The sequence below is a fragment of the Amorphus coralli DSM 19760 genome (genome assembly GCF_000374525.1).
Classification (GTDB): Bacteria; Pseudomonadota; Alphaproteobacteria; order Rhizobiales; family Amorphaceae; genus Amorphus; species Amorphus coralli.
In genome coordinates, this window is record NZ_KB894574.1 from 399,642 (window position 1) to 423,503 (window position 23,862).

23 protein-coding genes are annotated in these 23,862 nt (G+C 67.1%); 9 read left to right on the forward strand and 14 right to left on the reverse strand.

Annotated elements, in window-relative coordinates:
- Window positions 1-11: 11 nt before the first annotated feature.
- The 3 genes from C507_RS0114880 (at window position 12) to C507_RS0114890 (ending at window position 4,641) form a co-directional block, all read left to right on the forward strand.
- Complete coding sequence (locus tag C507_RS0114880) at window positions 12-1,397, forward strand: ethanolamine ammonia-lyase subunit EutB (RefSeq protein WP_018700508.1); 1,386 nt, start codon at window positions 12-14, stop codon at window positions 1,395-1,397.
- On the forward strand, window positions 1,394-2,200 hold the full coding sequence (gene eutC, locus C507_RS0114885; RefSeq protein WP_018700509.1) for an ethanolamine ammonia-lyase subunit EutC: 807 nt from the start codon (window positions 1,394-1,396) through the stop codon (window positions 2,198-2,200). Before C507_RS0114880 ends, eutC begins: the two co-directional genes overlap by 4 nt.
- A gap of 185 nt (window positions 2,201-2,385) precedes the next feature.
- Window positions 2,386-4,641: a diguanylate cyclase gene (locus tag C507_RS0114890; RefSeq protein WP_169508976.1), complete on the forward strand. Its 2,256-nt coding sequence runs from the start codon at window positions 2,386-2,388 to the stop codon at window positions 4,639-4,641.
- Here the strand turns inward: C507_RS0114890 and C507_RS21530 are convergent.
- The 3 genes from C507_RS21530 to C507_RS21535 all read right to left on the reverse strand — a co-directional run bounded on the left by C507_RS21530 (window position 4,610) and on the right by C507_RS21535 (window position 6,640).
- Window positions 4,610-5,707: a family 8 glycosyl hydrolase gene (locus C507_RS21530; protein WP_169508977.1), complete on the reverse strand. Its 1,098-nt coding sequence runs from the start codon at window positions 5,705-5,707 to the stop codon at window positions 4,610-4,612. The genes C507_RS0114890 and C507_RS21530 overlap by 32 nt on opposite strands.
- Window positions 5,708-5,831: 124 nt before the next feature.
- On the reverse strand, window positions 5,832-6,386 hold the full coding sequence (locus C507_RS0114900; RefSeq protein ID WP_018700512.1) for a sigma-70 family RNA polymerase sigma factor: 555 nt from the start codon (window positions 6,384-6,386) through the stop codon (window positions 5,832-5,834).
- On the reverse strand, window positions 6,383-6,640 hold the full coding sequence (locus C507_RS21535) for a NepR family anti-sigma factor (RefSeq protein ID WP_156829318.1): 258 nt from the start codon (window positions 6,638-6,640) through the stop codon (window positions 6,383-6,385). The genes C507_RS0114900 and C507_RS21535 overlap by 4 nt, the downstream gene beginning before the upstream one ends.
- A 170-nt stretch (window positions 6,641-6,810) precedes the next feature.
- Here C507_RS21535 and C507_RS0114910 point away from each other — a divergent pair, with 170 nt between their 5' ends.
- Entirely contained in the window at window positions 6,811-7,611 is an 801-nt protein-coding gene (locus tag C507_RS0114910) for a response regulator (protein WP_026319125.1), read from the forward strand.
- A gap of 86 nt (window positions 7,612-7,697) precedes the next feature.
- On the opposite strand, the gene C507_RS21540 is transcribed toward C507_RS0114910, so the two are convergent.
- Window positions 7,698-8,045, reverse strand: coding sequence for a YrhK family protein (locus tag C507_RS21540; RefSeq protein ID WP_083923583.1), 348 nt, complete (start codon window positions 8,043-8,045; stop codon window positions 7,698-7,700).
- 149 nt (window positions 8,046-8,194) lie between these two features.
- On the opposite strand from C507_RS21540, the gene C507_RS0114920 reads away from it, so the two are divergent.
- Window positions 8,195-9,286 (forward strand): AI-2E family transporter, encoded by a 1,092-nt coding sequence (locus C507_RS0114920; RefSeq protein WP_018700516.1) that lies wholly within the window; start codon window positions 8,195-8,197, stop codon window positions 9,284-9,286.
- Window positions 9,287-9,334: 48 nt separating this feature from the next.
- On the opposite strand, the gene C507_RS0114925 is transcribed toward C507_RS0114920, so the two are convergent.
- Both C507_RS0114925 and C507_RS0114930 read right to left on the reverse strand, forming a co-directional pair.
- A complete protein-coding gene (locus C507_RS0114925) occupies window positions 9,335-10,360 on the reverse strand; it encodes a sodium:calcium antiporter (RefSeq protein WP_018700517.1) in 1,026 nt (341 codons plus the stop codon).
- A 229-nt stretch (window positions 10,361-10,589) separates the two neighbouring features.
- The gene (locus C507_RS0114930) at window positions 10,590-10,784 is read right to left on the reverse strand and encodes a PLDc N-terminal domain-containing protein (RefSeq protein ID WP_018700518.1); all 195 of its coding nucleotides are present in this window, start codon (window positions 10,782-10,784) and stop codon (window positions 10,590-10,592) included.
- Window positions 10,785-11,135: 351 nt separating this feature from the next.
- Here C507_RS0114930 and C507_RS0114935 point away from each other — a divergent pair, with 351 nt between their 5' ends.
- A complete protein-coding gene (locus C507_RS0114935) occupies window positions 11,136-11,711 on the forward strand; it encodes an NADPH-dependent FMN reductase (protein WP_026319126.1) in 576 nt (191 codons plus the stop codon).
- 20 nt (window positions 11,712-11,731) lie between these two features.
- A complete protein-coding gene (locus C507_RS0114940) occupies window positions 11,732-12,223 on the forward strand; it encodes an MgtC/SapB family protein (protein ID WP_156829319.1) in 492 nt (163 codons plus the stop codon).
- Window positions 12,224-12,311: 88 nt separating this feature from the next.
- On the opposite strand, the gene C507_RS0114945 is transcribed toward C507_RS0114940, so the two are convergent.
- Window positions 12,312-13,415 (reverse strand): 5-methyltetrahydropteroyltriglutamate--homocysteine S-methyltransferase, encoded by a 1,104-nt coding sequence (locus C507_RS0114945; protein ID WP_018700521.1) that lies wholly within the window; start codon window positions 13,413-13,415, stop codon window positions 12,312-12,314.
- Between the two features lie 371 nt (window positions 13,416-13,786).
- Between C507_RS0114945 and C507_RS0114950 the strand changes: the two genes are divergently transcribed.
- Window positions 13,787-14,524, forward strand: a complete 738-nt coding sequence (locus tag C507_RS0114950) for a GntR family transcriptional regulator (RefSeq protein ID WP_018700522.1) — start codon at window positions 13,787-13,789, stop codon at window positions 14,522-14,524.
- Window positions 14,525-14,531: 7 nt separating this feature from the next.
- On the opposite strand, the gene C507_RS0114955 is transcribed toward C507_RS0114950, so the two are convergent.
- The 7 genes from C507_RS0114955 to C507_RS0114985 form a co-directional block, all read right to left on the reverse strand.
- A complete protein-coding gene (locus tag C507_RS0114955; protein ID WP_156829320.1) occupies window positions 14,532-16,331 on the reverse strand; it encodes an extracellular solute-binding protein in 1,800 nt (599 codons plus the stop codon).
- A complete protein-coding gene (locus tag C507_RS0114960) occupies window positions 16,328-17,035 on the reverse strand; it encodes a ThuA domain-containing protein (RefSeq protein WP_018700524.1) in 708 nt (235 codons plus the stop codon). The genes C507_RS0114955 and C507_RS0114960 overlap by 4 nt, the downstream gene beginning before the upstream one ends.
- Window positions 17,036-17,080: 45 nt before the next feature.
- Window positions 17,081-18,616 carry a sugar ABC transporter ATP-binding protein gene (locus tag C507_RS0114965; RefSeq protein ID WP_018700525.1) on the reverse strand — a complete coding sequence of 512 codons (1,536 nt, stop codon included), beginning with the start codon at window positions 18,614-18,616 and terminating at the stop codon, window positions 17,081-17,083.
- A complete protein-coding gene (locus C507_RS0114970; protein ID WP_018700526.1) occupies window positions 18,613-19,581 on the reverse strand; it encodes an ABC transporter permease in 969 nt (322 codons plus the stop codon). The genes C507_RS0114965 and C507_RS0114970 overlap by 4 nt, the downstream gene beginning before the upstream one ends.
- Window positions 19,582-19,591: 10 nt before the next feature.
- A complete protein-coding gene (locus C507_RS0114975; protein ID WP_018700527.1) occupies window positions 19,592-20,608 on the reverse strand; it encodes an ABC transporter permease in 1,017 nt (338 codons plus the stop codon).
- A 329-nt stretch (window positions 20,609-20,937) separates the two neighbouring features.
- A complete protein-coding gene (locus C507_RS0114980; RefSeq protein ID WP_018700528.1) occupies window positions 20,938-21,735 on the reverse strand; it encodes a glucose 1-dehydrogenase in 798 nt (265 codons plus the stop codon).
- A 128-nt stretch (window positions 21,736-21,863) separates the two neighbouring features.
- Window positions 21,864-22,799 carry a sugar ABC transporter substrate-binding protein gene (locus C507_RS0114985; protein ID WP_018700529.1) on the reverse strand — a complete coding sequence of 312 codons (936 nt, stop codon included), beginning with the start codon at window positions 22,797-22,799 and terminating at the stop codon, window positions 21,864-21,866.
- A 559-nt stretch (window positions 22,800-23,358) separates the two neighbouring features.
- Here C507_RS0114985 and C507_RS0114990 point away from each other — a divergent pair.
- Window positions 23,359-23,856 carry a hypothetical protein gene (locus C507_RS0114990; RefSeq protein WP_018700530.1) on the forward strand — a complete coding sequence of 166 codons (498 nt, stop codon included), beginning with the start codon at window positions 23,359-23,361 and terminating at the stop codon, window positions 23,854-23,856.
- The last annotated feature ends 6 nt before the right edge of the window (window positions 23,857-23,862 follow it).

Genomic DNA, 23,862 nt, shown 5'->3' on the forward strand with positions numbered 1-23,862 from the left:
AGCCTCGGTCCATGACCTACCGAATGTCAGCCGGGCGCCAGACCTATGTCTTCGCCGACATGAAGGAGGTGATGGCCAAGGCCACCCCGATGCGCTCCGGCGACATGCTGGCCGGCATTGCCGCCACCTCTGCGGAGGAGGGCGTGGCCGCCCGCATGTGCCTTGCCGATCTGCCCCTGAAGACCTTTCTCGACGAAGCCCTGGTGCCCTACGAGACGGACGAGGTTACCCGGCTCATCATCGACAGCCACGACGCAGACGCCTTCGAACCCGTGGCGTCGCTGACCGTCGGCGCCTTCCGTGACCATCTCCTGTCGGAGGCGGCCGACGCGGCCGCGCTGGCCCGTCTCGCGCCGGGCCTGACACCGGAAATGGTGGCCGCCGTCTGCAAGCTCATGCGCAACCAGGACCTCGTTGCGGTGGCCCGCAAGTGCCGCAAAGTGACTGCCTTCCGAAACACGATCGGGCTGGAGGGTCGGATGGCCGTGCGGCTGCAGCCCAATCATCCAACCGATGATCCAGCCGGCATCGCGGCCTCGGTGGTCGACGGGCTGATGTACGGATGCGGCGACGCCGTCATCGGCATCAACCCGGCTTCCGATTCCACCGAAACCATGGCCGCTCTCGCGCGGCTTCTCGACGACATCATTGTCCGCTTCGACATCCCCACCCAGTCGTGCGTGCTCACCCATGTCACCACCTCCATCGAACTCGTGGAGCAGGGCGCGCCGGTGGATCTCGTCTTCCAGTCCATCGCCGGGACGGAGGCCGCAAACCGCTCCTTCGGCATCGATCTGGCCCTGCTGGCCGAAGGCCGGGATGCCGCGCTGTCGCTCAGGCGCGGCAGCGTCGGGTCAAACGTCATGTATTTCGAGACCGGGCAGGGATCGGCACTCTCCGCCGAGGCTCATCACGGCGTCGATCAGCAGACCCTGGAGGCGCGCGCCTACGGCGTCGCCCGGGCCTACGATCCGCTGCTGGTCAACACCGTCGTCGGCTTCATCGGTCCGGAATATCTCTATGACGGCAAGCAGATCATCCGCGCCGGGCTGGAAGACCATTTCTGCGGCAAGCTGCTCGGCCTGCCGATCGGCTGCGACGTCTGCTACACCAATCACGCCGAGGCGGACCAGGACGACATGGACACGCTTCTCACCATGCTCGCCGTTGCCGGCGTGACCTTCGTCATGGGAGTGCCGGGTGCCGACGACGTCATGCTGAACTACCAGTCGACCTCCTTTCACGACCAGCTCTACGTCCGCGAGGTGCTGGGGCTGAAGCGTGCGCCGGAGTTCGAGGCCTGGCTCACGGAGACCGGCATCACCGACGATGCCGGCCGTCTGCTGTCCACCGCCGACCTGCCGCTCTTGCAGGCGCCGATGGCGCTCGCCGGATGAGCGGCGACCTCACCGACCGCTGGCGCCGGCTGGCCTCCCTGACGCCGGCCCGTATCGCGCTCGGTCGCTCGGGCGCAGGGTTGCCAACGGATGAGGTGCTCAGGTTCTCTCTCGCGCATGCCCAGGCCCGCGACGCCGTCCACACCCGCTTCGACGCGGAGATGCTGGCGCGCACCCTGGCGGACGGCCTGCCCCGCGACGCACCGAGGCCGCTCCGCGTTGCAAGCCAGGCCGTCGACCGAGCCCTCTATCTCCGCCGACCGGACCTCGGTCGCCGTCTCGATGCAGATGGCGCACGGATCCTGAACGAAGCGGCCACCGGGACATCGTGCGACCTCGCCATCGTCGTCGGCGACGGCCTTTCCTCCACCGCCGTCAGCGAGAATGCCGCACCGCTTCTCGCCGCGCTGCGCCCGCATCTCGACCGGCTGGACCTTACTGTCGCGCCGCTTGTGATCGCGACGGGCGCCCGGGTGGCGCTGGGCGACGCCATCGGCGAACAGTTGGGCGCCCGCATGGTGCTGGTGCTGATCGGCGAGCGCCCGGGCCTCTCCTCGCCCGACAGCCTGGGCGCCTACCTCACCTTCGCACCCAAGCCCGGCCGCAGCGACGCGGAGCGCAACTGCGTCTCCAACATTCGACCCGGCGGTCTTTCCGCCGATGCCGCAGCATTCCGGATCGCATGGCTGATCGAAGCCGGTTTCCGGGTCGGCCTGACCGGCGTCGGCCTGAAGGATCACAGCGGGTCAGCGCTGACGGCCACCGCTACCCCGCCCCTGCCGGGCACCAGTCAAACCGCCTGAAACCGTCAGGCGTGGGACGCGCCCGGCCCGCCCGCGCGCCTGCTGCCGCGCCCCCGCTTGCGCCGCGTGCCGGTTCGCGCCACGCTGTGCGCCGGAAAACACCGATCCGTTCGCGCGCGGAGAAGACCGGCTCCGAGGCCGGCGGCGCGCTTGGAACCGGATCGGTCTGGGGAATGCGCGTCCGCATGGCAAACAAGACAAAGCCGAACTCTGCCGGCCGGCCGAGCATCGTGACGATCCTGGTGGGCAGCCTGGTCCTGTTCCTGCTCCCGACAATCGCCATCGTCGCGGCCTTCATCTACGAAATCCAGCGGTCCGAGACCAACCAGACGCTGCAATATCTGGAGACCGAGGCGCGCTCGCTCTCCAACGGCATCTCCAACGAGATCAACGAGGCACAACTGTTCATGCGCCTCGCCCGGCGGGCCCTCACCCCGCTGATCGAACGGGGAGACCGCACGGGGTGCGAGGCCGTGGCGGCGGAACTGGAGGACGGTGAAGGCACGCTGAAGCGCTTCTACGTGACGGATTCCAGCGGCACGGTCGTGTGCACGGCGGATACGGCGCTGTCGGGCGAAAGCATCGCGTCCACCAGCGCCTTCGAGGCGCTTCGCCTTGGCGGCCGGCTGTTCATGGGCGCTCCGACGCTCGGCCCCAACAACCGGCCCACCGCACCGCTGGCGCTGAGCTGGCGCGCGCCTGACGACAGCTTCGCCGGCGTGGTCGGCGCGGAGATCGACCTGGCCGTGGTGCTGGCCAAGGTCCGGTCCGGCTACGCGCTGCCCGAGAGCGTCGTGATGATGACCGATTCCACCGGGGTGATCCTGGCACAGATCCCGGATCCCGGTGGCAGCATCGGCAGCCAGGCGAAGACCGGGCCCGGCGCACCGTTCGTGGACGGCATCGAGCGCGACTGGTCGCAGCAGCAGATCCCGCTCGGCGGCGACCTCCTGACCCTGTCCGTCGGCGTGCCACGCTCCATCCTGGAGGCCCGCACGGCGCAGGTCGCGTGGTGGATCATCGCAAGCCTCGCCGCGATCCTCGTCGTCGCGGTCATTCTCGGACTGTGGCTATCGTCCTATTTCGTGCGGCGGCCCGTGCGCGCCCTGGTCGGCGCGGCCGACAAGCTCGGCTCCGGCGACCGCAGCGCCCGGGCCGGGTCGGTGGGCGGCGCCCGCGAACTCGCCACCCTCGGCGGCGCGTTCGACCACATGGCCGCGAACCTCGATGCCCGCGAAGAGGAGAACGAGCGCTATCGCGGCGCGCTGGAGGAAGCCCGAGACGACCTCGAAGCCCGCGTCAAGGAGCGGACCCAGGAACTCGCCCTCATGACCCGCAAGGCGGAGGATCGGGCCGACACGGTGGAGCGCCGCTTCGACCAGGAGATCCGGCTGCGCGAGATCGTGACCCTCATCCAGGCCAGCAAGGACCTGGAGGAAAGCGCGGAGATCCTGCGCGCGCGCATGCAGGACCTGTTCCCCGGGACACGCGGTTCATTGGCCCTTTTCGCCGAGACCCGCAGCGAGCTGGAGACGGTGGCGCGCTGGGGCGAACAGGACGCCTTCGCGGAGACCTTCACCCCCGATGCCTGTTGGGCGCTGCGCCTGGGCTCCGCGCACCGCTCCGGCCGCCACGGCGTCGGCAATCCGCGCTGCCGGCACATCGAGGATCCGGAGCTCGATGTGATCTGCGCCCCGATCCTGGTGCAGGGCGAGGCGCGCGGCGTCATCTCCGTCGACCTGTCGAAGATGACCGAGGAGATGATCGGCCGCGACGGCGAACGCGCGATGTCCACCCTCGAGACCGCCGCGGCCTCCATCGGCATCGCGCTCTACAATGTCCGCCTGCGCGGCGCGCTGCGCGCCATCACCATTCGCGACACCCTCACAGGGCTTCACAACAAGCGCTTCGCCGACGACGTGGTCGCCAAGGAAATGGCCCGATCCCGGCGCAGCCACCAGCCGGTGACGCTGGTGCGCATCGACATCGACCGGTTCAAGGCGATCAATGACGAATTCGGCTTCGAGGCCGGCGATGCCGTGCTGCGCGAGATGGCCGGCCTGATCGAGCACTTCTTCCGCTACGAGGACGTGTGCAGCCGCTATGGCGGTCAGGACTTCCTGATCGTGATGGTGGGGGCGACCAAGATCGACGCGATCCGGCGCTGCAACACGCTGCGCGGACGCCTGAACGACCACAACTACTTCTATCGCGGGATGGCCCTGCCGCGGATCACGGTCTCCATCGGCATCGCCACCTTCCCCGACGACGGGTCGAGCGAGGACGCGATCGTGGCGGCCGCCGAGGCGGCCCTGTCGACCGCCAAGCACGACGGCCGCGACCGTGTCGCCGCGGCACCCGGTGCCGCGCCTCCCGAACAGCCGGCGCCGTTCTCCACCGAGACCGAGGCTACAGACAGCCCGAAAAGTGACGGCGCATGACCGACAGCGTCATCAGGTGGAGCGTCGAGGCGAAATAGGTCGTTGTCCGGAACCGGGCGAGTTCGGGCTCGACCCGCGTGCCGTGCAGCGCGCACGCCACCAGCGCCGCGATCGCCTTGTAACCGGGCTCCACCATGGGGCCGAGAACTGCACCGGTGCGCACGTTGATGACCGCCGGACCCCGCGCACCCGGTCCGTTCCAGGCCTGGTCGAACGGGATCAGCTGCTGGCGCGGAACCACGCCGGAAAACACCAGATAGAGCGGGATGCGCACCGCGTCGTAGCTGGATAGCGGCGGGAAGCCGCGCGCCGGCTTCGGCCGCTCGGGATCGGCGATGGACGTCCAGTTGGAGGGGAGCACGTAGCGGCCGGAGGCCGACGCAGCCGTCAGCCCGAGGCCGGATTCCACCAGGCTGCGCCACAAGCCGTCGGGCAGGACCAGGTTGAAATAGGGAAAGGCCGGGTAGATCCAGTAGGACAGGTTGATGACCGGGCCGTCCGACTGCTCCTCGGCGCTGAAGCCTTTGATGCCGGGCTTGAGCACCGTCACCTGGCGCCGCCTGTAGATCAGGTTGCGCGCCACCTCCTCGATGATCCGGACGGATTCGTCGACATAGGCCGGCTCCTCCCACTTGAGACCGGCCAGAAGCAGCGCCCAGGCGATGAAGATGTCGCCATCGGAAGCGTCGTTGCGGTCCTCGATCGCCGGAACGGTGAACGGATTCCACTTCCAATAGAAGAGCGGCGCGGTCGGCATCCGCATCTCGGTGCGGGTGAACGTCCAGATCTGCTCGAAATCGGCGCGTGCGTCCGCTTCCACGGCAAGGAACATGGCATAGCCCTGCCCTTCGCTGTGCGAGATCATCCCGTTTTCGAAATCGACCACCCGACCGGACGGCTTGATGAAGGCGGCCCTGTAGGAGGCCCACTCGTCCGGGTAGACGGCGTTCGCCCGCAGCGCCTCGATATCGAGCTGGGCCGCGGCCCGCGGCGCCAACGCCAGGACGCTGAGCACGCAGCCCACGAACGCAAGCAGCCCAAGCCGCATCCCAACACACTTCCGCACGCAGCCGTATCCTTTCGATACAGCCACCATGGTGGACGATGTGGCGGATGGTGAACAGGCCCCGCCGGCCGTTCCGGCCGGAAACAGCCTGGAGGGTGGGACCGATTGGCGCGTGCCGGCCCGCTCAGGCGACGGAGCGGCCCTTGGACTGGACGTTGGTTATGATCGGCTGGGCGACCGTGTCAGGCCCGTATTCCGCCACGGACTCGACTGAAAGCAGTTCGCCCAGGCGGGTACGTGCGCGGTTGACGCGGCTCTTGACGGTGCCGACGGCACATTCGCAGATCTGCGCCGCTTCTTCGTAGGAGAAGCCAGACGCCCCGATCAGGACCAGGGCCTCCTTCTGGTCCGGCGGCAGTTCCTCCAGCGCCCGGCGGAAATCGTCGAGATCCATGTGGCCGAACTGCTCTGGATGGCTGGACAGCTTCGCCGCCATGGCCCCGTCGGCATCTTCGACCTCGCGCCGCTTCTTGCGGAATTCCGAATAGAAGGCGTTGCGGAGGATCGTGAACAGCCAGGCGCGCATATTGGTGCCGGGCTGAAACCGCTCCAGCGAGGTCCACGCCTTCATCAGCGCTTCCTGAACGAGATCGTCCGCCTGGTCGGCGTTGCCGGTGAGCGACAGGGCGAAGGCGCGCAGGTTCGGAATATGCTGCAGCAGTTCCTGGCGCGGGTTCATGACTTGTTGCCCTCGCGCGGCTTCTGCTCACGCTGGGACGACATTTCGTCGAGCTGTTCCAAAAGCGAAACCAGCCGATCGGGGACCGGCTCGCTTAGATACGAATCGTACATCGCCTTCAGCTTTCGGCCGATCTGCGCCTGCAGCTGCGGCTCAAGGCTCGGTCCGTCTTCCGCAGACTCCGTCATTCGCTTCGACGGTGCGTCATCCGCCACGTGCTTTTCATCCTTTTTTCTCAACACCTTCTGCTCCACCCTCCAGCCTTGCGCCGCCCGACGACCCACACCAACGCACCCGCGGACCATCGGTTCCCCGACATTCAACTTTTTTCTCGTCGCAGGGGAACCAACGGTATGGATCCGCGTTGAGGACGAGTTGTACGCTTGGGCCTGTGTCGCTCACAGACCTTGAAGGGGGTTTGTCTATGTCGATTGCAATGGCGATTGCGCCGCATCTTCCCTACCTGCGCCGTTTCGCCCGCGCGCTGACCGGCAGCCAGGCTGGCGGCGATGCCTACGTTGCCGCGTGTCTGGAAGCCATCATTGCCGAACCGAGCCTGTTCGACGAGGAGCTGGAACCGCGCGTCGCGATCTACCGGGTTCTTCTGGGCATCTGGGATTCCATCGACATCAATCGACGGGTCGACACCTCGGAGCTTCCGCACGAGCGCAATCTCGACGCGATGACGCCGCGGGCGCGGCAGGCGTTCCTGCTGACCACGGTCGAGGGCTTCTCCGCGGCTCAGACTGCGACAATCCTCAGCACCGACGAGAGCGGCGTTTCCGACCTTCTCGACGAGGCTGGCCGCGAGATCGCTTCCCAGGTTGCCACCTCGGTGATGATCATCGAGGACGAACCGCTGATCGCCATGGACATCGAGGTTCTGGTGGAAGGCCTCGGCCACGAGGTCGCCGGCATCGCCCGGACCCATACCGAGGCCGCCGCCCTCGCCCGCCGCACCAATCCCGGCATGATCCTCGCCGATATCCAGCTTGCCGACGGAAGTTCGGGCCTGGAGGCGGTGAACGAGCTGCTCCAGGAAATCGACGTACCGGTCATCTTCATCACTGCCTATCCGGAGCGCCTCCTGACCGGCGAACGCCCCGAGCCGGCCTTCCTGGTGACCAAGCCGTTCGAGCCGGAAGTGGTGAAGGCTGTCATAAGTCAGGCGCTGTTCTTCGATACGCGCGCCGGCAAGTCGAGCAAGGTGGCCGCCGCCGGCTGACGGCGCTTTGCCGACCCATCGCCAGACCGTTCAAGCTGCGCCCCCAGGGGCGCAGTTTTCGTTTGAGCCGATCGCAACCACGCCGGTCACGCCGACGCAACCGGGCCCGCGGTCCGCGAGCCGGTATGGATGGTGTCCTCCGCGCCCGGCTTGTTGGCCGGGTCGTCCTCAGGCATCGGCAGCCGCGCCAGCTCCAGTTCCCGACTGATACGCGCCATCGGTCGCAGCACGAAAAACACGCTTCCGACCACGAACAACCAGATCGCCGCCGTTTCGGTCGCTTTCCAGAAGAAAAGGATCGAGCCCACGAGAAAGGTGGCGCCGGCGATCAGATCGATCGTGGTGTAGGCAATCTCGTATCGGCGGTAGACCGCGCGATGAGCCGCGCTCGCGGCAAAGCTGGCCGCGTTGAAATAGGACCGGCTGTCGGCCATCGGCAAAATCTCCTTGCATCCGGACACTGTCGAAACGAGACGCACCGAGCGGGTCGCGGGTTCCCGGCTGTCCGTGCCCGGGAACATCAATTGCCGGGCATCGTTGCTGATCATCGATTGACCGAACCGGAAGACAGGCGGAGCCCCCGATGACCGACCGCAGGACCGAAGCGACGCCAGCCGGCACGGACGACGAGCCCGACGGCCCCCGCGCCGCTCTCTACGATTGGCGCGGCCTGATCAACGCGACGCTGATCATCGCCGGGGTTCTGCTGGCCGGCTTCGCGGTCTGGAAGCTTTCGTCGGTGCTGCTTCTGATCTTGTGCGCGGTCATGGTGGCCATCGTGCTCGACGCTGCCGCCAACGCCATGACCCGTCCCCTCGGCCTGCCGCGCTGGCTCGGGCTCGCCGTCGCCGTTACCGTTGCCGCATCGGCCATCGTGTCGGCGGCCGTGTTTGCCGGCCCGACGCTGGCCGACCAGTTCGGCGGTGTCACCGGGCAGGCGACCGCAGGCTTGCAGCGGCTGCAGGACAATCTGGCGACGCTGGGCCTGTCCACGGAGGGCTCCGACCCCGATATCGGCATGAAAGAGGTGATGCCGGCCCCCGGCGGGCTCCTGTCCAGCGCGACCAAGGCCCTCACCGGCCTGCTCGGCGGCCTGGGCAGCGCGCTCGTGGTGGCAGTGGTCGGCATTTACTTCGCCGCGTCGCCGGATGCCTATGCCTCGGGTCTTGTCCGGTTCGCTCCCAAGGGGAAGCGTCGGACCCTGCGCCGGCTGGTCACCCGCACCGGTGACGTGCTCCGCCGCTGGCTGATCGGCAAGGGCATCTCGATGCTGATCGTCGGCCTTCTCTCCTATGCCGGACTGATCATTCTTGGCGTGCCGCTGGCTCTGCTCCTCGCCGTGTTCGCCGGCCTTGCTGCCTTCGTTCCCTTCCTCGGCCCGGTTATCGGCGGGCTCGCCATGTGCCTTGTTGCGCTGTCGGAAAGCTGGCAGCTCGCGCTCTGGACGGCCGGCCTCTACGTCATCGTGCAGACGGTGGAGAGCTATCTGCTGACGCCGATCATCCAGCAGCGGACGGTGTACCTGCTTCCCGGCGTGGTCCTGACCGCGCAGCTGGTGATGGGCACGCTGTTCGGCATCATGGGCGTTGCCCTGGCCACGCCGCTGACCGCCATCCTGATGACCGTGCTCGACGAAACCTACTTCCGCACCGGGCCGGCAAGCCAGGACGCTTGACCGCCGCCGGCTGGCCCGGAACGCCGTCCGGGTCAGCCGGCACACGCCTCAGCCCTGAACCGCCTGGATTGCCACACCGCCGATGAACACAGTGATCAGGGCGGCACTCTCGAACCCGATCCGCCCCACGCCGTAGCGTTCCCGGCGAATGAGGCCAAGAAGCAGGATGCCGGTCATGAGGATCGCCCAGACCAGCAGGAACAGCGCCCGATCGCCCACGGCGTGGAAGATGGACCCGTCGCGATAGGCCGCGTCGGCCGCCACCAGGAACAGGACGTCGAACGTGTTGCCGCCGATGATGCCGCCCACGGCGAGCTGCAGCGCGCCACGCCGGACGGCAGCGATAGTGGTCACGAGTTCCGGCAGCGAGGTGGCAATCGCGGTAAAGAAACTGCCGACGATGGTCTGTGACAGGTTTGCCCACTGCGAGATGGTGACGGCGCTCTGCGCCAGAACCCAGCCACACACGCCCATGACGACGAGCAGCAGGGCGAAGCGGCCGAACAGAGAGGCGGTCGATCCGTCGTTGGGATCCGGTTCTTCCGGGATGTCGTCGCGCGTCTCCTCGGTCTTCATCGGCCGCCACATCGGCTGTTCCTGCGCACTTTGGGACAGCTTCAGGCCGAAAATGTAGACTGCGACCAGCAGTGGCGTGACCGGATGCACGGCGAAGATGGCGAAGGCCGGCGTTGCAATGGCGAGCGCCGGCAGCGCCAGGAGGACTACCAGAAGCGCGCCCTGAAGGAGGTTCGTTTCCGAGGCCGCGGCGTGTTCGAGATTGCTCTTGCGGTAGAGGATATCCGCGATCGCTAGAAACACGGTCTGGGCCGCGATGCCGCCGACCGCATTGGCTACGGCGAGTTCCGCGTGGCCATTGAGGGCAGCCGTGACGGACGTCACCGTTCCGGACAGCGACGTCGCGGCGCCAAGCAGGACGCCCCCGACCAGGGCCTCACCAAACCCCGTTCGGTCGGCCAGCTTGTCGGCGATCGAGGACATCCAGATGCCCGCGAAGGCGATCACCGCTGCCGCGACGATGAATCCGATAAGGGCAATTTGCGGCTGGTCGAACATACGGAAACAGGCTTTCGTCGGACGGTGCGCCCCGACCATAGCCGAGCGATCGCACTCAGTGCGTGAAAATGAGGGACGATGGGAGGGCCATCGATCGATAGCAAAAGTTCCCTGCGGCCGGCGCCCAGCGGGCGCCAGCGACGGCGGGAAAATCAGGCACGCTGCGTCCGCCGTTGCGGCAGACGTCGAGGGGAGGCGGTTGGCTACACCCGCTCCTCTAAGACGCGCATCAGGAAACGGCGGAGCGGCCGGAGGGGCCGAAGAGCCACCACAGGATGAGGCCGATCAGCGGCAGGAACAGGATGATCAGGATCCACAGGACCTTCGCGCCGGCCGACGCGCCGGACCCAATGATCTTGACGATTGCGTAGATGTCGAGAGCGAGGATGATCAGGCCGATAATTCCGCCAAACTCGAGACCCATTTGTCCATTCTCCTTGTGTCGTGCAGGCTGCCGGGCATGTGGTCACCGCCCGGCGCGCGAATTCGCGATGCTGTCCGGCCACGCCCTCGGCCTGCCCGGCTGTGAAAGGTTGGCCTCTGGAGACGGGGTCGCCCCGTTTGAGACGCACCAGTTGCGCCCAGCCGCCGAGAAGCTAACGCTGCCTTGCAGGGTGGGTTCCGCGCCTCCGTGAAAAAGCAGTGGGACCTGGCGGAAGCCGGCTTCCAGACCGCATGAAGCGGGCGCTTGAGCGGGAGGAACGCCGATGGTTCGGCAACGTTGATCGACAGCCTCACCGCGCCCTTCACGCGCGCCTTTCAAGGAGAGACCTCCATGCTTTATCCGGTCATTTACGGTTCGGTTCGCAGCGAGCGCCAGGGGATCCGTGCCGCCCGCTACATCTGCAACGAGATCGGCAAGCGCGGCGACGAGGCGCATCTCGTCGACCCGGTCGAGCTTGATCTGCCGCTCCTCGACAAGCGGCGGGGCGAATACGAGGAAGGCCAGGCCCCGGAAGCCATGGAGAAGCTCGGTCAGTTGATCGAGCGGGCCGACGGGTTCGTCATGGTGACGGGCGAATACAACCACTCGATTCCGCCGGCGCTGAAGAACACCCTCGATCACTATCTGCCCGAATGGTACTTCCGGCCCGCTGCGATCATGAGCTACTCGGCCGGCCGCTACGGCGGCGTGCGTGCCGCGGTACAGCTGCGCCCGATCCTGGGCGAACTCGGCATGGTCTCCATTTCATCCATCTTCGCGGTACCGCGCGTCTCGAAGGCCTTCACCGAGACGGGCGAACCTCAGGAAGACTATCTGGCGGACGAGGCCGGCCGCTTCCTTGATGAGTTGGACTGGTGGGCCCGGGCAGCCAAGGCCCAGAAGGCGGCTGCCGGTACGCCGTTCTGACCGGCCCGGGCCCCATCAACATGGAAACCAACCTGTCTCAAATCGCCCTGACACCGGAGATGCCGGTGGTCGTTGCCGTGGCGCGGATGGGCATCGCCGCCCTTCTCGGCGCCGCCATCGGCTTCGATCAGGAGTGGCGCCAGCGCTCCGCCGGCCTCAGGACGCACATGCTCGTCTCCCTGGCTGCCGCGGTCTTCGCCATCCTCATGCAGGAAGTGATGGTGATGTCGCTGCCCGACCACGCCCGGGTCGACCCGATCCGCGTGCTGGAGGCCGTCACTGCGGGGGTCGCGTTCCTTGCCGCCGGCTCCATCATCCGATCGGGACGCAACGTCCGCGGCATCACCACAGGCGCCGGGCTGTGGCTCGCCGGCGCGATCGGTGCGGCAACGGGGCTCGGCCTCGTCTGGATCGCGGCCGTTGCGGCCGGTTTTGCCCTTGTCATCATCGTGGCGCTGCGGGTCGTCGATCGGCAGATCGAGAAGGTCGTCGACAAGGATCCGCCGAAATAGGCCCTGCGCCACGATGCCCGGAACCGAAGAAGGCCGGCCCCGGGGGCCGACCTTCGAACAGGATGCCGTGATTTCCGGCTGACGACGGTCAGATCTCGCCCCAGACCTCCTTGGCGATATCGACCACGAACTCCAGCTTCTTCCACTGCTGCTCCTCGGTGAGGATGTTGCCCTCCTCGGTGGAGGCGAAACCGCACTGCGGGCTCAGGCAGAACTGGTCGAGCGGGGCATAGTTCTGCGCCTCCTCGATGCGGGACAGCACGGCGTCCCGGCTTTCCAGGTCGCCCGACTTGGAGGTGATCAGGCCAAGGACGACGCGCTTGTCGCCCTTCGGCAGGAAGCGCAGCGGCTCGAAGCCGCCGGCCCGGTCGCTGTCATATTCGAGGAAGTAGCCGTCGTAGTCGATCTTGGAGAGGAGCGTTTCCGCCACCGGCTCGTAGCCGCCTTCCGAGATCCACGAGGAGCGGAAGTTGCCGCGGCAGACATGGGTGGTGATGGTCATGTCGTCCGGCCTGGATTTCAGGGCCTCGTTGATCATGTCGGCGTAGATCTGCTGCAGGTTCTCCGGATCGTCGCCCCGCTCCCGGGCCGCCTGCATTTCCTTCTCCGAGCAGAGATAGGCCCAGACGGTGTCATCCATCTGCAGATACCGGCATCCCGCGTCGTAGAAGGCCCTTATGGCCTTGCCATAAGCCGCCGCCGCATCGGCGTAGAAGGCGTCTAGATTGGGATAGACGTCCCTCGAGATCGCCTTGCGACCGCCGCGGAAATGCAGCACCGACGGGGACGGAATGGTCATTTTCGGGGTGACCGTGGCGACCGACTTCAGGAAGCGGAAATGCTCCAGCATGTAGTGGTCGGAAAAGTCCACCCGAGCGTTGATCGCCAGCGTCTGCGCCTTGGTCTGGATGCCGCTGAACTGGATGCCCTGATCGTGCTCGACCACGTCGACGCCCTCGAGGCCGCCTAGGAAGTCGAAGTGCCACCAGGAGCGACGGAATTCGCCGTCGGTGACCGCCTGCAGACCGACCCGCTCCTGGTGCGCCACGGCGTCCGTGATGCAGGCGTCCTCGACCGCCTTCAGGCCTGCGGCATCAAGCTTGCCCTCGGCGTGCGCGGCTCGCGCTTCCTTCAGCTTCTGCGGGCGCAGCAGGCTACCGACCTCATCGGCGCGATGCGGAGCTCTGGTCATCCAAGTCCCTCCCGGTCTGCTTTGGGCGGAGCGCACCGGCCGGTGCCGGCGCGGGCCCGGCCCGCCGCGGTTCGCGGCGCCTGATTGCGCCGTCGTTGCCTGGATTTATCCGACCTCGCGCGGCTGAGGTCAACCTGTATACAGTGCAACGAAGACTGCGCGGCGCGTCGCCGATGAGCCTGCGCGATCGTGCGCGATTTCGCGCTTTTCTGCGCAGAACCGTGCGCAGAGGCCTCGCCGCGCAGAGAGGCGACTGCGCACGCGCGGCGCTGGTCTCGCACAGCCCAGTTGATGTATACAGGGGCGGAGGTCATAAGCGCGTCGCCGGGCGAACGGGCCCGACGCGTTCGTGCAGCGGGGAGAAGGGCACCATGACGTCCGCCATCGACCGGATCGCGCCCCAGTCCGTGAAGGCGATCCTCGGGGTCCGCAATCTCGTCTTCTCCGGCGATGTCGGACCCGGCGAGCGCCTGTCGGAAATCACCGTTTCCGAACGCCTCGGCCTGTCGCGCACCCCGGTCCGCGCGGCACTCGCCCGGCTCGAGCAGGAGGGCATCCTCGAGGCCATCCCGTCGGGCGGCTACGCGGTGCGGGCGTTCACCGAGGCCGACATCGTGGACGCCATCGAGCTCAGGGGCGTCCTGGAAGGCACCGCCGCCCGCCTTGCCGCGGAACGCGGCGTCGCCCCCGCCAAGCTCTCCGCCCTCAACGGGCTGATGGTGGAGCTCGACGCCATCGTCGGCGTGCCGCCGGAGGCGTTCGACTTTCCCGCCTACATTTCCCGCAACCGCGAGTTTCACGACGCGCTGAAGGGGCTTGCCGGCAGCGCCATGCTCCGCCGCGAGATCGAGCGCGTCACGAGCCTGCCCTTCGCCGGACCCTCCGCCTTCCTGGACGCCCAGGCGGAGATCCCGGAGTGCCGTGCCTCGCTGGTCGTCGGCCAGGCGCACCACCGCGCCATCCTGAATGCCATCGAGCTGCGCGAGGGCGGCCGCGCCGAGGCCATCGCCCGCGAGCACGCACGGCTGGCCCGTCAGAACCTGGCCTTCGTCATCGAGAACCGGAAGCTGATGCAGAAGGTCCCCGGCCTGCAGCTGATCGCCGGGTAGCAACCGGTCAGTAGCGGCCGTTGGCCCGCATCAGGCGATCGGCACGGGTCTGAGCGTCGGAGAGCGCCGAAGCGACGGTCTTTTCCCGGCGCAGCATCAGGTGGATCTCCTCGCCGAGGATGCCGGTGATCTCGGCGAATTCCGGTACCGGCGGACGCGGCCAGAGCTGCAGGCTGCCGTCACGGGCGATGTCGTCCACCGCCTCCACGATGGGCGAGAGATCGCGCACGTCCGGATCGGCGGAAACGGAGTAGCGCGGGCAGACCCGCGAGCCGTTGGTGATGTAGAGCTTGCAGGCCTCCGCCGAGGTGAGATGGCGGACGGCCTTCTCGGTGGCGAGCCGGCGCTCCGGCGCGATGTTGGCCGGAATGCCGAGGACGTAGCCGCCGACGGGCGCGACCCGCACTGCCCCCGGACCCGCCGGGTGCGGCAGGAAGCCGGTGCGGCCGTGAACCGGCGAGGTCGGGTCGAGCTCGAAATAGGGCGCCAGCAGCGAATAGCCGTAGGCCATCGCCACCCGCCCTTCCGAGTAGGCCTTCACCCGCTCGAACCACGACATGGTGAGCACGTCGGGCGCGGAGACGTCGAGAAGCCGCATCAGGAAGTCGGCCGCCGCCCGGCCACCTTCGCTGTCGATCATCGGCCGCAGGCGCTCGCCCTCCAGGTCGCCGGGATCGAAATGGGCGCCGCGCCGGCGCAGATTGACCACCGGCTGGCCGAAGTCCGCCATGGTGAACATGAAGGTGTGGCCCAGCGGCGTGCCCTTCGCCCCGTTCCACGCAATGCCGCGCATGTTGCGCTCGGGCCGGTGCAACCGCCTGGCGACCGTCAGAAGCTCGTCGGTGGTGGCGGGCGGCGAGAGCCCCGCCTCCTCCAGGAGATCGGTGCGGTAGAACAGGAGCTCCGGCGTCGTCTGGATCGGCACGCCGTACTGGCGGCCGCGATAGAAGCAGCCCTGCCAGCCGGCGGCGTGGAAGTCGGACGCGTCGACGTGATCGCGGGCAACGAAATCGTCGATGGGTGCCAGGACACCTTTTTCCCCGAACTCGCCGATCCACGGCAGGTCGGCGGCGATGATGTCGTAGGCCGAGGCCGGGCGCGCGGCATTGTCCAGCGCCTCCAGCCGCAGCCGGTCGATGGAGAGCGCGCGGTTGCGGATGGTGACGCCGAGGAGCTGCTCGAACTGGCGCTTGAGCGAATCCATGGTCATGAAGGTCGGGTCGGCGTGAACCAGGATCCTGAGCGGCGCGGCGATGTTGAGCGGCGTGGTGCGCGCCGCCGGCATGGGAATGATCTTCGCCTTCAGATAGGAGCCGCCGAAATAATAGTCGGTGCCTCGGCCCTTGTCGGACAGGCCGAGCGCCTTGCCGACCAGCAGCTTCACCCGGTGGGCGTAGTCGACCCAGGCCTCGATCAGGCCGGCGCTCGGGTGCAGCGAGAAGGACTTGCCCGAGGAGGAGCGGGGCCGCTGATCGATAAGGCCGGAGCCGATCATGTCCTGGATGCGGCGCATGGCGGTGGCGTAGGGCACGCCGGAGGCGATGGCCAGCGAGGAGATGGTGGTGAGCTTTCCCTCGATGTGGTTGCGCATCATGAAGAGAGTCATGCGCAGATAGGGGTCGGCGGTGAACAGCGGCAGCACGTGCTCGCCCTCGCTCTCCACCTCCTCCAGGAAGTCGATGAAGCGCAGCATTTCCTCCGGCGTGAAGCGGATGGTCGCCGTGGGGTCGGCGCCGCGCGCACTCCGTCGGCCCGCTCCGGGCGGCGCCGGTCCAAACCCCTCGCCTCGTCGGTTCGGTGCGTTCATGACCCCTGCCGGGCGGCCCACAGGGCGCCGCGTCGGATGATCTCCGTCACCTGCGGCACCTCCAGATCGGCCAGTTCGTGGCCGATTGAACAGTAGAAGACCCGACCCCTGTCCCACCGGCGCGTCCAGACCACGGGGATCCGCGCGCCCTCGATCCACCACAGATGCTCGCCGGAAAAGGTCGTCGTGGCGAGCACGTCGTTGGAGGGATCGACGAGCATATAATACTGCTCCGAGCGCAGGCGGAAACTGCCGATCCCTTCCATGATCGGATGCTCCGGCCGGGTGACCGTCACGTCGTAGTCGACATAGTCGTCGGACGGCACCGGATTGTCCGGCCAGCCGGGCGGATGCGCCACGAACTGACCGCCGATGAGGAAATGGTAGGTCGGCCGGTCGCGAAAGGCATCGCCCATGTGGCCGTGCCAGCCTGCGATGCCGCAGCCGCCGGCGATCGCGGCGATGAGCCCAACCTCCTCATCCCTGGTCATGGTGCCGAATTCCGGCTGGTGGGACGAGCGCGCCGACGACCAGATGGGCACGATCAGATCCACGCCGGCCATGGCGTCAGGGTCGGCGAGCGGTGCCAACGTGTCGTGGCTCACCACCTCGAACCCGTTGGCGGAGAGGAGATCGTCGGCCCAGGCGCGGAAAGCCTCGGGATCGTGGCCCTCCCAGCCGCCGCAGAAGAGTGCTGCCTTCATGGTCCGCTTCCCGTCATCGGAGGTGAAGTGCCGATAAGAGGCCCGTCACATGCCGGAAATGGCCTGCACGAGCGCGTCCTCGGTGACGCTCGCGGCGTCGAACTCGGCGGCGAGCCGGCCGTGATAGAGCGCCAGGATCCGGTCGGACACGCCCAGCACCTCAGGCATCTCCGACGAGATGACCAGCACCGCGATGCCGCTTGCGGCGAGCCTGCGGATCAGCGCGTGGATCTCGGACTTGGAGCCGACATCGATGCCGCGGGTCGGCTCGTCGACGATGAGGATCTCCGGCCTTGTGGAGAGCCACTTGCCGAGCACCACCTTCTGCTGGTTGCCGCCGGAGAGATTGACCACCGGCGTGCGCCAGCTCGGCGACTTCAGCGCCAAGCGCTCGGCATACTCGTCGTAGATCGCCTGCTCGGCGCCTCGATCGAGCCAGCCGGTGGCGGAGACGCCCTCCAGCTGGGCGAGCGACATGTTGTCCCGGCAGCTCATGCCGAGGACGAGGCCCTGCTCCTTGCGGCTTTCCGGGGCGAGCGCGATGCCGTGGCGGATGGCGTCCGGCGGCGAGGCGATCTGCACCACCTCGCCGTGGACGCGGATCTCGCCGGCGTCGGGCGTGCGCAGGCCGAAGATAGTCTCGGCGATCTCGGTGCGGCCGGCCCCGATGAGGCCGTACATGCCGACCACCTCGCCCCGGCGCAGCGAGAAGGAGACGTCGCGGAAGAGATCGCCGCAGGACAGGCCCTTCAGCTCCAGCGCCACCTCGCCGATGGCGCCCGGGGCGGCGGCGGGCCGGCCTTCCAGCGAGCGCCCGATCATCAGCCGGGTTACCTCGTCCTCGGTGGTCTCCGCGGTCTTCAGCGTGCCGCTCACCTGGCCATCGCGCAGCACCGTGATGCGGTCGGAAAGGCGGAAGATCTCGTCCATCCGGTGAGAGATGTAGACGATGCCGACGTCCTGCTCCTTCAGCCGCTCGATGATGTCGAAGAGGACGACCTTTTCCGCGTCGGTAAGCGAGGCGGTGGGCTCGTCGAACACAACCACCTTGGGCGTGAAGACGAGCGCGCGGGCGATCTCCACCATCTGCCGGTTGGCGATGGACAGCCGGTCGACCTTGTCGGAGGCGGCAAAGCGGCAGCCGAGCTGATCGAGGATGCGGCCGGCCCGGTCGAACAGGGTGCGCCAGTTGACGATGCCAAGCGCCGTCGTCGGCAGCGAGCCGAGGAAGATGTTTTCCGCCACCGTCATCTCCGGCACCAGCGACAGCTCCTGATGAATGAGGACGATGCCGCGCTTCTTGGCCTCCAGCGGGTTGGCGACCCGGATCGCCTCGCCCTCCAGGTGGACCTGGCCCCGCTCGGCCTGGTGATTGCCGGCGAGCACCTTCATCAGGGTGGACTTGCCGGCACCGTTTTCGCCGAGAAGCGCGTGGACCTCGCCGTGGCGGACCTCGAACGACACGTCGTCGAGAGCCTTCACGCCGGGGAAGGTCTTGGTGACGCCGTCGAGCACCAGAAGCGGCGCTTTGGCCTTGAGGTCGTCGAGCTCGGACTGGGTGTGATGCGCAACAGGGGTCACAGCTTCAGCTCCTCCGCTTCGCGGCGCGACACGCGCTGATCGACGAACAGGACGGCAATGAGGATCACGCCCATGACGACAAGCACGTAGAAGGCCGGCACCTGCATCAGGTTCATGCCGTTCCTGAGCACGCCGATGGTGAGAACACCGCCGAGCGTGCCGAGGATCGAGCCCGATCCGCCGGCGAGCTTGGTGCCGCCGAGCACCACCGCGGTGATGGTCCAGAGCTCGTAGTTGATGCCGAGGTTGGGCGTGGAGGCGCCCATCTGGGTGGACAGCGTGATGCCGGCCAGCGCCGCGAAGAAACCCACCAGCACGAAGTTGGCCACCATGTGCCAGCCGACGCGGATGCCGGCATTCTGCGCCGCTTCCCGGTTGCCGCCCACGGCATACGCATTGCGGCCGTGCGAGGTCGACGTCATCAGCCAGTGCATGATCGCGGTGAACACGAGGAAGACGATGGCCAGCGTCGGAACCCCGGCCATCGACGACATGCCGAAGTCGGCATAGGCGAAGTTCATGGAGAAGAAGGACTGTTCCTGCGTGTAGAGGAACACCAGGCCCCGCACGCCGATCATGGCGCCCAACGTGACGATGAAGGCGTCGACGCCGGTTTTCCAGACGATGACGCCGTTGAGGAAGCCGAGCGCCATGCCCGAGCCGAGCCCGACGGCCACCGCCGGCAGGATGCCGAGCTGGTCCTGCATGCCAACCGACAGGCTGGCAGCCAGCGCCACCACGGCGCCCACCGAGAGATCGATGTTGCCGTTGATCATGACCACCGTCATGCCGAGCGCGATGAGCCCGATGGTTGAGGTCTGGATCAGAATGTTGGTGAAGTTGTTCAGCGCCAGGAAATTGTCGGCGGCAAACGAGAAGAACACCACGCAGGCGATCAGGATCAGCCAGATCGGCGGCACGATCATCACCCGCCGCAGGCTGGTGTGAAGGGTGGAGGATGTCATCGCCGCCCCCTCAGCTCGTTGTGGTGAACAGGCGGCCGCGCTTCGACGCCACGTCGAGCCAGACCGCGAGAATGATGACCACCCAGGTGACCAGCCACTGGGCGTAGTAGGGATAGCCCATCAGCAGAAGTCCGTTCTGGATGAAGCCCAGGATCAGAACGCCGATCACCGTCTTCGGGATGGAGCCGGAGCCGCCCAGCAGCGACGTGCCGCCGAGGATCACCCCGGCGAGCACCAAGAGCTCGTAGCCCTGGCCGACATTGTTCTGGCTGCCCATGACCCGGCTGCCGAGGATGAGGGCGGCGCAGCCGGTGGCCGCCGCCGAGATCAGGTAGGTGGAGAAGACGACCCGCGCGCGGCGCACGCCGGAGAAGGCGGAGGCCGTGGGATTGCCGCCCACGGCGAAGACGCGCCGGCCGAAGGTGGTGCGGGTGAGCACGATGTGGAGCGCCACAGCCAGCACCAGGAAGATCCAGGTCGGCACGGCGATGCCAAGCAGGAAGTCGCGGCCAAAGAAGGTGAACCAGGTCCCTTCCTGATCGACGATGTCGACATTCTGGCCGCCGGTATAGATCAGCGTCACGCCCTGGATCGCCGACAGCATCCCGAGCGTCACGATCAGCGAGTTGAGCCGGGCGAAGCCGACGAGCAATCCGTTGACGGCGCCGACGGCAAGCGCGGCGGCGAACATGACTAGGATCGCGCCGGTGGGGCCGATCTTGTCGTGAAGGTCCACCACCAGGACCGTCGTGAAGGAGAGCAGCGACCCGACGGACAGGTCGAGATTGCCGCCGATCACCACGATGGTGACGCCCAGCGCGATGGTGCCGATGATCGACACCTGCCGGAACACGGTGGAGACGTTGTCGAAGCTGGCGAACCGGTCGCTCGACAGCGAGAAGGCGACCAGGAAGAGGATGAAGGCGATCAGGATGCCCTGCGTCTGCAGGATCCGCCGAACATTCTCCCCGCTGATCAGCCGCTGCCGATCGCTGGACCGGCCGGCTTGCGCGTCGGCCTTGGCCATTGTCGTTTCCTCCCCCTCCGCCCGGTCTTATGCCGGATTCGCGAAGGCCTCGGCGACCCCGGACGGGGCCGCGCCATCTCGAGCGTTCAGGTCACGCCGCTTCCGTGGTTCGCGCGGGTTGGTGGGCGACCGGGAGCCGGTGCCCGCTCCGCGTGACTGTGTCGTCTTCGACCGCGATCCCGGACGGAAAACCGCAAGAGCACTTTTCCTGGGATTGTTCTTTTCAGTCGCAATCGCGGACGGAAAACCGCAAGAGCACTTTTCCTGGGATTGCTCTTTTCAGTCGCAATCGCGGACGGAAAACCGGTTCCCACTTTTCCTGCGATTGCTCAGACCAAAATCATCCCGCCGTCGATCATGATGCACTGGCCGGTCATGTAGTCGGACGCACCCGACGCCAGGAACATCGCCGTTCCGACGATGTCGTCCGGCGTCGCCGGCCGGCCCATCAGGATGCCGGAGGAAAACTCCTCCATCGCCTGGCCCGGCTTCTGCGAGGCGCCGATCTCCATCAGGTCCTCGTCGAGCTGGCGCCACAGCTCCGTGTTGACCACGCCCGGCGCGAAGCCGTTGACGGTGATCTTGTGCTTCGCCAGATCGCGGGCGGCCGACTGGGTCAGCGACAGAACCGCGAACTTGGAGGCGCAGTAGGGCGCGACATTGTCGAACCCCTGCCGACTGGCGATGGAGCAGGTGTTGACGATCTTGCCGCCGTGGCCTTGCGCGATCATCTGCCGGGCCGCCTCCTGGGATCCGATCAGAACGCCCAGCCCATTGATGCGCATGATGAAATCCCAGTTCTCCTCGGTCACGTCGAGGAAGTTCATGGGCTTGTTCACGCCGGCATTGTTGAACTTCACGTCGAGGGAGCCGAAGCGGCCGACCACCTCGTCGATCATCGCCTTCACCTGGTCGCGCTGCGTGACATCGACCTGAACGCCGATCGCGGTGCCGGAGGCGGCCCCGCCGGTCCGCTCGGTGGCGGCCGCGGCCACGTCCCCCACGTCGGCGCTCAGATCGCCGAAGCAGACATTGGCCCCTTCCGTCAGCATCGCGTCGGCAATGGCCCGGCCAATGCCGCGACCGGCGCCGGTGACGATGACCGTCTTGCCCTCCATGCGTCCCATGGATTGTTCCCCTGCAATTGGCCGCGCGACCGCTCCCGGCGGGCCGGCAGCGGACGCACGGGCCCGCTGCCGCTCTACGCGGTGTCAGACGTGATCGGGTGGATCGGTGGACAGCTTCGCCGCGCCGCTCAGAAGACCGGCTTGTCGAAGTCCTTCATGTTGTCCTGGGTGATCTTCGGCGTGTCGAAGTAGTTGAGCTTCGGCACGTCCTCGCCGGCGACCACGGCCTTGGCCGTCGCCAGGGCGTTCTTCGCGTCCTCGACCGGCGACTGGTAGACCGAGCCGTAATACTCGCCGCGGCCCATGGCCTCGTAGCCCACCGCGAAGTTGGTGGCGCCGATGAAGATCACCCCGTCGGCCCGGTTGGCGGCCTTGGCCGCGTTCAGCGCGCCGACGCCCATGTTGTCGTCACCGGAATAGACGCCGTCGATGGTGTCGTACTTGGTGAGGAAGTTCTCCATCACCCGCTGCGACTTCTCGCGGTTCCAGTCGCCCGGCTGGGTCTCCAGGATCGTCACGTCCGGGCAGGCCTTGGCCAGCTCGTCCTCGAAGCCCTTCTGGCGCTCGATGGCGGTGGTGTAGCCCGGCTGGCCGGCGATCTGGACGATCTGGCCCTTCCCGTCCAGCGCGTCGCACATCATCTGCGCGGAATACTGGCCCTGGATGATGTTGTTCGGGCCGGAGAAGGCGGCGATGAACTCCTGGCCGGCATCGGCGATCTGGCTGTTGGTGACCACCACCGGGATGCCCTTCTGGTGGGCCTGGCGGACGATGGGCACCACGGCCTGGCCATTGGTCGGCCAGATCACGATGACGTCCACTTCCTTCTGGATGAGGTCCTGCATCTGGCCGATCTGGCGGGCGACGTCGCCGCCGGCATCGAGCACCACGGCCTCGACGCCCGGATCGGCCTCGGCCGCCTCGATGAAGGCCTTCTCGTAGGTCGTCTGATAGCTGTCGACGCCGACATTGTTCTGGGTGATGCCGACGGTGATCGTCTCGGCGAGCGCCGGGCCCGCGAGCAAGACGGACGCGGCCACGGATGCAAGCAGCGTGCGCTTCATGATGTCCTCCCATTGCGCGCGACCGTATCGACCGCGCCGTGTCTTTTTATCCGGCGTGCAGCGATCGCCGCCGGTGACATGTCCAAGGTGGCACAGCCGCCGCCGGGCCGGTCCCGCGAATCTGTCCAAAATGGACATCGACCGGGAGGCGCCGACCGGTTTCGGCTGCAGCGCCAGGCTGTTGCGGCAACGGCAGGCAGCCGCGCTGCGTGCGGGCCGGACCCGGAAAAGCCCCGGAGTCGGGGACCCGGCGATGCTGCGCCGCCGACCGACGCACGCCTCGCTACCGGCACGATTCTGTAATCATTCCAATTATAATCAATAGAACTTTCTGGAATTATTCCACTTCCGATCTTGAGGGCTTCGAAAAGATAGTGGTTGAGGCAACTTCTGTTCCGTTTTATTGCTCGGATCGAACCGAGTAGACAGTTTAGAACCGTTTTATCTTGACGCCGCGGCCATTTATCGGGTGCGGAGATCGTCGACGGGGTGCATGGGGCGATCAGCCTGCCGCCCACCGCCGCCGGCCGAGACGTCAGGCGCGACGGGGGACCAATCGATGCGCCACGAGACCTGCGAAGCACCGAGCAGCTACCTGGAGCGCCGGCCCGAACGGCTGGTGGTGGAAGGCTACCGCCGCTGGATGGCCGGCTACGAGACCGGCTCCATCGAGCCGTGGGAACTCGCCTGGAGCTACTACACGTCGGAACTCGGCGACGTGGAGGGGCGCCGCGCCGTGGCCGACCTGTCGAGCTTCGTGCGCGCCCTGCGCGGCTGCGCCCAGTGCCCGCTGCGCATCTTCCCCTACGGCGCCAAGAGCCTGTGCCGCGAGGAATGCCTCGCCGTGGGCCTGATCGCCGCCTGCCAGCACAACGACCTGACCCTGCGCGGCGGCTGCATCACCGCGCTCGGCGGCTGCCCGCGCTCCAACGAGATCGGCGAGGCGGCCGGCCGCTACGCGGCGACGCTGATGGAGCTCGGCCAGGCCCTGATGCCGATCCCGCCGGAGGTCATCGACGACATCGTCGGACGGCCCGCACACGCGCGGTTCCACTGACGGCCT

Bases quoted from the DNA above. Each gene is read 5' to 3' on its own strand.
- C507_RS0114920 (WP_018700516.1), top strand. From the start codon at position 8,195: ATGACCGACCGCAGGACCGAAGCGACGCCAGCCGGCACGGACGACGAG.
- C507_RS0114985 (WP_018700529.1), bottom strand. From the start codon at position 22,799: ATGAAGCGCACGCTGCTTGCATCCGTGGCCGCGTCCGTCTTGCTCGCG.
- C507_RS0114940 (WP_156829319.1), top strand. From the start codon at position 11,732: ATGGAAACCAACCTGTCTCAAATCGCCCTGACACCGGAGATGCCGGTG.
- C507_RS0114925 (WP_018700517.1), bottom strand. From the start codon at position 10,360: ATGTTCGACCAGCCGCAAATTGCCCTTATCGGATTCATCGTCGCGGCA.
- C507_RS21540 (WP_083923583.1), bottom strand. From the start codon at position 8,045: ATGGCCGACAGCCGGTCCTATTTCAACGCGGCCAGCTTTGCCGCGAGC.
- C507_RS0114935 (WP_026319126.1), top strand. From the start codon at position 11,136: ATGCTTTATCCGGTCATTTACGGTTCGGTTCGCAGCGAGCGCCAGGGG.
- C507_RS0114950 (WP_018700522.1), top strand. From the start codon at position 13,787: ATGACGTCCGCCATCGACCGGATCGCGCCCCAGTCCGTGAAGGCGATC.
- C507_RS0114890 (WP_169508976.1), top strand. From the start codon at position 2,386: ATGGCAAACAAGACAAAGCCGAACTCTGCCGGCCGGCCGAGCATCGTG.
- C507_RS0114990 (WP_018700530.1), top strand. From the start codon at position 23,359: ATGCGCCACGAGACCTGCGAAGCACCGAGCAGCTACCTGGAGCGCCGG.
- C507_RS0114945 (WP_018700521.1), bottom strand. From the start codon at position 13,415: ATGACCAGAGCTCCGCATCGCGCCGATGAGGTCGGTAGCCTGCTGCGC.
- eutC (WP_018700509.1), top strand. From the start codon at position 1,394: ATGAGCGGCGACCTCACCGACCGCTGGCGCCGGCTGGCCTCCCTGACG.
- C507_RS0114910 (WP_026319125.1), top strand. From the start codon at position 6,811: ATGTCGATTGCAATGGCGATTGCGCCGCATCTTCCCTACCTGCGCCGT.
- C507_RS0114880 (WP_018700508.1), top strand. From the start codon at position 12: ATGACCTACCGAATGTCAGCCGGGCGCCAGACCTATGTCTTCGCCGAC.
- C507_RS0114955 (WP_156829320.1), bottom strand. From the start codon at position 16,331: ATGAACGCACCGAACCGACGAGGCGAGGGGTTTGGACCGGCGCCGCCC.
- C507_RS0114970 (WP_018700526.1), bottom strand. From the start codon at position 19,581: ATGACATCCTCCACCCTTCACACCAGCCTGCGGCGGGTGATGATCGTG.
- C507_RS0114975 (WP_018700527.1), bottom strand. From the start codon at position 20,608: ATGGCCAAGGCCGACGCGCAAGCCGGCCGGTCCAGCGATCGGCAGCGG.
- C507_RS0114900 (WP_018700512.1), bottom strand. From the start codon at position 6,386: ATGAACCCGCGCCAGGAACTGCTGCAGCATATTCCGAACCTGCGCGCC.
- C507_RS0114930 (WP_018700518.1), bottom strand. From the start codon at position 10,784: ATGGGTCTCGAGTTTGGCGGAATTATCGGCCTGATCATCCTCGCTCTC.
- C507_RS0114960 (WP_018700524.1), bottom strand. From the start codon at position 17,035: ATGAAGGCAGCACTCTTCTGCGGCGGCTGGGAGGGCCACGATCCCGAG.
- C507_RS0114980 (WP_018700528.1), bottom strand. From the start codon at position 21,735: ATGGGACGCATGGAGGGCAAGACGGTCATCGTCACCGGCGCCGGTCGC.